A 5864-nucleotide genomic window follows, 5' to 3' on the forward strand; every position below is an offset into this window, starting at 1 on the left:
GGCGAAAAGTAAGTTCAGTAAATCGGGAGTAGCGAACCAGATTTTCAAACGTAGCCCGTCCCTGTCTGCCTAATAAGACAGAGAAGAGTTCAGTTAGAAAAGTGCGCTGATGCTTGTTCACGTTGAAAAGTTTAGCCAATATTGGCTTGAGAATCGCTTCGATGCTCATGGGTCGTAGGGAATGAAATGGGGATTTCAAGCTTACGACCCTTTTTGCTTTTGGCCAAATCAAGCCCTAAAACTGCTCACAGTGTTATTCTACCCGAAGGTACTGCATTTCTGTTGGGAATTCTTAACGCAAAAACAACATGGTTTTACCTTAACCAAATTGCCTCTAAGTTGCAGGGTGGGGCGTTAGCAATGCAATCGCCTTATGTAAAATCAATTCCTGTTCCTATTTCAACAGATACAGAGAAAATAGAAAACTTAGTTAACCAGATATTAGAGACCAAAGCTGTTGATTCAACCGCCGATACCTCATCATTAGAAGCCGAAATAGATAAACTGGTTTACGAACTGTATGGGCTAACAGAGGAAGAAATAGCTATAGTGGAGGGACGATAAATCGAACGTAATTATTATTTCGTAGCGCGTTCAATTACGGACATGTTGCATAGGTTATAAGCTCAATATAGGGCAAGAGTCATAATTTAGCGGTTGAATTGGCCATAAGGTATAATGTCGCTCCCGGTTCCTGAACCCGTCTGGATACATCGTATAGTGCATGAACAGAATTTGCCTGACATACTACGTCATGGTATGTTTTGCCGCCGGGCTATTCCAGAAGACCCCAATTATATCTTCATTGGCGACAATCAACTAACTCAGGATAGGCACGAATACCCGGTACCGTTGGAAAACTACGGCAATTTGGGTGACTATGTGCCGTTCTACTTTGGTCCTTTGTCTCCCATGTTATTGAACATAAAAACGGGGCATAGGGGCATTACAAAGCGGCCACAGGAAGAAATAATTTACATAAGCTGTAAGGTAGACAGTATAGTAAAGGCTGGTTTACGTTTTGTATTCACCGATGGACAGGCAAAAGACAGGTTGACCGTATTTTATCAATCGCTCGACGATTTGGACAAGATTGATTGGGAGGTTGTCAAAGCAAAATACTGGCATAATACAGAAGACGATTGGGACCGGCAACGGCGCAAACAGGCTGAATTTCTTGTTTATGAGAAAGTTACGGCAAACTTGATTGATGCAATTGTTGTTTTCAATAAGGAAAAAGCTGATTTTGTAAACGGATTATTAAAACAGGAAGGGCGTTCGATTCCCGTGTATATCAACCCCGGTAACAGGTTTTATTACTAATGATTCATTTTATAACAGGCGATCTATTAAGCTCCGATGCTCAGGCACTCGTTAATACCGTTAATACGGTGGGGGTCATGGGGAAAGGTATTGCCTTACAGTTTAAAGAACGTTTCCCACTCAACTTCAAACGGTATAAAGATGCCTGTAAGACGGGTGAACTTCAACCGGGGAAATTACTGGTGGTTAGGGAAACGTCAATAAATGGAGAAAAAATAATTATCAATTTTCCTACTAAGACCGATTGGAAACAGCGTTCGAGTTACGCATACATTGAGGCCGGTCTACAGGAATTGGTTCGTGTTATTGAACAGGAAACGATTCAAAGCATTGCCATTCCGCCGTTAGGGTGTGGCAATGGTGGATTAAAGTGGGAGAAAGTACGCCCTATGATGGAGCAGTACTTAGGTAATTTACCAGTTGAGGTATTTATTTTCGAGCCAAACGAAGCCATTAAACAAGTCTTACAGAAACAGGAAACCCCAAAAACGGTCCAACTCTCGCCCGCGCGGGCCATGTTGCTCTATGCGCTGTTTTCATACGAAAGTATGGGAGAACACGCGAGCCTGTTTGTAGCCAATAAATTAGCCTATTTTCTTCAACGGTTAGGCGAAAATTTGCGGCTCAACTTCAAACCTCATCATTACGGGCCTTACGCTAATGAAGTAGGACACGTATTATACAAGTTGAATGGGGTTTATATGATGGGCATGGAGCAAAACGAAATAAAGGCGTTTGAATCGCTCCAGCTACGCTATGATAAATTAGATGAAGTAAGGGATTACGTTAATAACAACCTACAGCCCGAACAGCGTCAACGGCTCAAGAATCTACTGACATTAATTGCTGGTTTTCAGTCGGCTCTATCACTGGAAGTGTTAGCGTCGGTCGATTTTATTCAGGCACAGGAAGGAATTACATCGGTTGAAGAAGTCTTTGCACGTCTCCAAAACTGGTCAGACCGTAAGAAACGATTAATCAAGGAACGCCACGTAGCCATAGCCGTAGAACAGTTGAACGCCTATAAACAGCATCCTGCATTTGCCTGATTCGGGACAATGGATCAAAACCCTACTTCGTACCGCGTTCCTTTCCTGTACTCAATTCCTGCCTGAATTCGCTCGTTCAACTGAGCGGTACTAATTGAAAAGAGTAATGGTAGTTGTCCATTCTTACCCTTTTGGTATTTTTTGATGCGCCGTAGCGGGTTATTGAACCGATTTGTATAGGCGTTTCGGATATTATGAGCCATGTAATAACATTGGCGGTCGAGGGTGGCTCCAGCGTGTTTTGCCGTCAGAAATCGACCTGCTAGGTTGTCGAAAGTCGGGCGGTCACAAGTATATAGATTCTTTAGATGAACGGCCGAAATGAAACGTTGACCCGGACGCGGGAATTCAATTCCAATACCCGTAACCAGACAGGTAACTACTACCCTCGTTAGTCCCTGTTCAGGCTGTTCTACTGTGAATTTACTGTGAGAATTACAGTCATGAGCTAACCCGGAATACAAGGGGTTAATTTGTGACAAATCGTTAGGAGAGGTGGCGGTTAATTTGTGACAGGTAGATTTTTCTACCTCCTCACAAATCAGAACAGGAGAGTCGGTTAATTCGTGACAGGTTTCATTCTGTGGTTGACCTAAAAGGGTATGGTTTGTCAGGTTTTGCCAGACGGTCAGATAGTTGTTGATGCCTGTTAAAAGAGGAGTAGTAATAGCGGTTAAATTACTCCAAGTTTCACCAATGAGTCTGGTTACCTCTACTGGCCAATTATCGCTGTATTGCTCGATCAGTTCCCGGTAACGTCGTCTATCCCGGCTCAAACGTTGGCGGTAGGCATTAGCCTCTTTTGGGGTAAGGTTTTCGGGTATCTGCCAATAACGCGGGTTTCGTCCGTTTCGATAAATGGCCTGTTTGCTAGGGGGGAGTTTTGCCGGTTTGATAGCCGGGTCGTCAAACAGTATTTCGTTGAACGTATCGAGCAATAAAGCCCCCAACAGTTTATAATTCGTTACGTTCATCAAATCAGCTAGGTTAGTCAATACTATGCCCGTACCGTTGAAATACTCCATCTTTTTAACCCGGATCTCAAACCGTAACAGATTACCGGCCAAACCTCTCTGTTTGCCTTTGTCATAGATCTTTACAGCATAGCGTTGTAACTGACAAACATAATAGGGCGTATCACTGTGCGTGTCGAGATAAAACGGCTGGTTCTTGTAGCAAACTAAGTTTTTAAGAACCTGGCTAACCGGAAACGGTAGCTCGACATTTACGCCAAACTCTACGTTATTAATTCTTGACCTGAATAGGTCGAACCCGTAAACCTTTGCTAACTCGTCAAGGGTTGATAAAAGGTCATTTACCGTAAACTGATCGGCATTGTGTTGGCCGTTATTATGAAATTTGTGTAAGCTGCCTTTTACCTCAACCCGGTGGCCTTGCCCGTTTCGCCTTGGTACGAGCCGAAACGTTAACCCCCGGTCATATGCCTTACGTGTAGGGTCAAGAATAAGCCCGGTTTGCCCGTCAACCAATGCCGCGAATGTCAAACGGTCATTAGAAAGAAATGCATCAACCTCTACCGAAACGTCAAGTAGTTTAATTCCGTCAAACATGGCATGGAGGAGCCACCCTCACGTAAATACGTGTGGTTATATCCTGTGAGGGAGGCTAGTTATTTGTAGAAGGTTATTGGAGTAAACCCCGCCCAACAACAGCCGATATAAACGCGGCTCTATCTTTGGGGTAGGGGTAATAGGCGGGGAAATAGCGGAGGGTCATACGTCCGGCATCAGTGGTGAATTGCACGATTACACCGTTTTGTACTTTTTCTCCTCTGATTCCTAATGTGACAACGTTACCCAGGTATACGCCTACATAGTCGGTACGTTGCAAACCCGTAAAGAACGTAATCTTACGTCCTCCTTTCTTGCCTGTGCCTTTCTTTTGCGTGTTGGGGCCTCGCAAAATAACTTCAGCCTCAATGTTGGCATTAAACCGGCGCTCCTCAACAATCAATTCACGCGGAACCTTACAAAATCCCGGCTCACATTCTTTGACAATGTAGCGCCCTCGGTCGGCATCAAGCCGAAAGGCTAAACGGTGTGAAGTGGGTAGATAGCTCATTTGTTCCGGCCCTCCTGTGCCTTATGCCGGAACCGGCGAGACTGTTTTAGAGCGGCTAAAACGTCGGCCTTCTGATAACGTACACGACCATTGATTTTATGAGGAACCAAGATAGCCGGTCTTTCGTCCGTATCGGTTGCCCAATCATGCAAGGTCGTTAAGGATACCTGTAACGTTTCGGCTGTTTGCCGCCGTGTCGGAAGGTCGGGGAGGTTAAGCCCCTCTGGTGTGGGTGGTGTGAAGTTCGCCAACTCTAAGCGAACGGCCCCGCGTACCAATTCAGTTAATTGGTCAGGGGTAATTTGTATTTGTGTTACTGTGCCGTACATGGCGGTATTTGTTTTTTGTACGGCTCAAAGTTGATTAGGATTTATAAGGCCATTATTCCAGTGGAACCAAGGTGGAATAAAGTTTTATCAACTTTATGATCTTTTCGCTCTCTCAACTACAATGTCATATAAAGCTTTTAAAAAAGTTTTACCATCGCTAGTTGCCTTATATGTTCCCATACGCCCTTTCATTAACCCGACTACATCTAAAGATTCTATTCCTAGCATCCTCCCAATTTGTAAAGTAAGTTCTTTCTGTGAAACGGGTTGACCTGTTGTGGAATCAGTAATACGTTCTGACTTCGCTAATACCCAAACTAATTCAGCTAAATCAGTTTTATCCCCCTTCCATTCGAGTTTTATATGGGGTACTGTTTGTGACTGACTTTTATTACTTGACGTAGTTATAATTTCAGCTTCTGGTTTTGTGGGCTCTTGATGTGAAATACTGATCAGCGATTTATTTGCCGGAAGTATACCATATCCAATTACAAGGGGACGGATTGTAGATTTTATTGTCTCCGTTGCTTTAACGAATTCATAGATGCAAGACCTAACTACCTCTGCTAGATTTTGAATAGATATAACGTCCTCTTTCGATAATTTACTAAATTTATCAGGTTCAAATAATGCTTTTCTACTAAAGTCTGCAAATATCCTATCTGTCCATTCGTCAGACTCAATGTAGTTATAGCCATCTACGATTGCCGATAAATCAGAGCTAAGGTTAGTGAGGTATCTATCTCTCTCTGCTGGCCTTAAACCAGATGAAAGATTGGTATTAACCTCCAAGATGAAATCATTTGCTAAGAGCTTGTTGGGGAATTGATAAGGACTGGTAGTCGAGTCAACTTTGTATCGACCAAGAAACAAAGTAATGACTAAGCAGTGGCAACCACTGACCGACTACCAGTGGGCAGCAATTTCGCCTTTTTTTAACCTTCAACGCAAGCGTAAACACCAATTACGTGCCGTCATGGATGCCATCTTCTGGATGTTACGCACCGGCTGTCAATGGCGAAACCTGCCGCCTAGCTTTCCGCACTGGCAAGCCGTATACTATTATTTTGACCAGTGGAAA

General features: G+C 43.7%; 8 protein-coding genes. 4 read left to right on the top strand and 4 right to left on the bottom strand.

The window, feature by feature from the left end; translation table 11 throughout:
* The first annotated feature begins 219 nt into the window (after positions 1–219).
* The 3 genes from B153_RS0129350 (at position 220) to darG (ending at position 2372) form a co-directional block, all read left to right on the top strand.
* On the top strand, positions 220–564 hold the full coding sequence (locus B153_RS0129350) for a hypothetical protein (RefSeq protein WP_157634959.1): 345 nt from the start codon (positions 220–222) through the stop codon (positions 562–564).
* A 114-nt stretch (positions 565–678) separates the two neighbouring features.
* Entirely contained in the window at positions 679–1323 is a 645-nt protein-coding gene (gene darT / locus B153_RS0129355) for a type II toxin-antitoxin system toxin DNA ADP-ribosyl transferase DarT (RefSeq protein WP_026262545.1), read from the top strand.
* Positions 1323–2372, top strand: a complete 1050-nt coding sequence (gene darG, locus B153_RS0129360; protein ID WP_020600326.1) for a type II toxin-antitoxin system antitoxin DNA ADP-ribosyl glycohydrolase DarG — start codon at positions 1323–1325, stop codon at positions 2370–2372. The genes darT and darG overlap by 1 nt, the downstream gene beginning before the upstream one ends.
* A gap of 14 nt (positions 2373–2386) precedes the next feature.
* Here darG and B153_RS0129365 read toward each other — a convergent pair whose 3' ends face one another.
* The 4 genes from B153_RS0129365 to B153_RS0129380 form a co-directional block, all read right to left on the bottom strand.
* Positions 2387–3943, bottom strand: a complete 1557-nt coding sequence (locus tag B153_RS0129365) for a hypothetical protein (protein WP_020600327.1) — start codon at positions 3941–3943, stop codon at positions 2387–2389.
* A 73-nt stretch (positions 3944–4016) separates the two neighbouring features.
* Positions 4017–4454 carry a hypothetical protein gene (locus B153_RS0129370; RefSeq protein WP_020600328.1) on the bottom strand — a complete coding sequence of 146 codons (438 nt, stop codon included), beginning with the start codon at positions 4452–4454 and terminating at the stop codon, positions 4017–4019.
* On the bottom strand, positions 4451–4783 hold the full coding sequence (locus B153_RS0129375; protein ID WP_020600329.1) for a helix-turn-helix domain-containing protein: 333 nt from the start codon (positions 4781–4783) through the stop codon (positions 4451–4453). The genes B153_RS0129370 and B153_RS0129375 overlap by 4 nt, the downstream gene beginning before the upstream one ends.
* 93 nt (positions 4784–4876) lie before the next feature.
* Positions 4877–5656, bottom strand: coding sequence for a hypothetical protein (locus tag B153_RS0129380; protein ID WP_020600330.1), 780 nt, complete (start codon positions 5654–5656; stop codon positions 4877–4879).
* A gap of 4 nt (positions 5657–5660) precedes the next feature.
* On the opposite strand from B153_RS0129380, the gene B153_RS0129385 reads away from it, so the two are divergent.
* Positions 5661–5864: transposase (locus tag B153_RS0129385; protein WP_020597120.1), on the top strand; the 204-nt coding region annotated here is incomplete at its 3' end.

The organism is Spirosoma panaciterrae DSM 21099 (assembly GCF_000374025.1).
GTDB lineage: Bacteria > Bacteroidota > Bacteroidia > Cytophagales > Spirosomataceae > Spirosoma > Spirosoma panaciterrae.

Excerpts from the sequence above, each read along its gene's own strand:
- darT (WP_026262545.1), top strand. The coding sequence starts at position 679 with ATGTCGCTCCCGGTTCCTGAACCCGTCTGGATACATCGTATAGTGCAT.
- darG (WP_020600326.1), top strand. The coding sequence starts at position 1,323 with ATGATTCATTTTATAACAGGCGATCTATTAAGCTCCGATGCTCAGGCA.
- B153_RS0129365 (WP_020600327.1), bottom strand. The coding sequence starts at position 3,943 with ATGTTTGACGGAATTAAACTACTTGACGTTTCGGTAGAGGTTGATGCA.
- B153_RS0129370 (WP_020600328.1), bottom strand. The coding sequence starts at position 4,454 with ATGAGCTATCTACCCACTTCACACCGTTTAGCCTTTCGGCTTGATGCC.
- B153_RS0129375 (WP_020600329.1), bottom strand. The coding sequence starts at position 4,783 with ATGTACGGCACAGTAACACAAATACAAATTACCCCTGACCAATTAACT.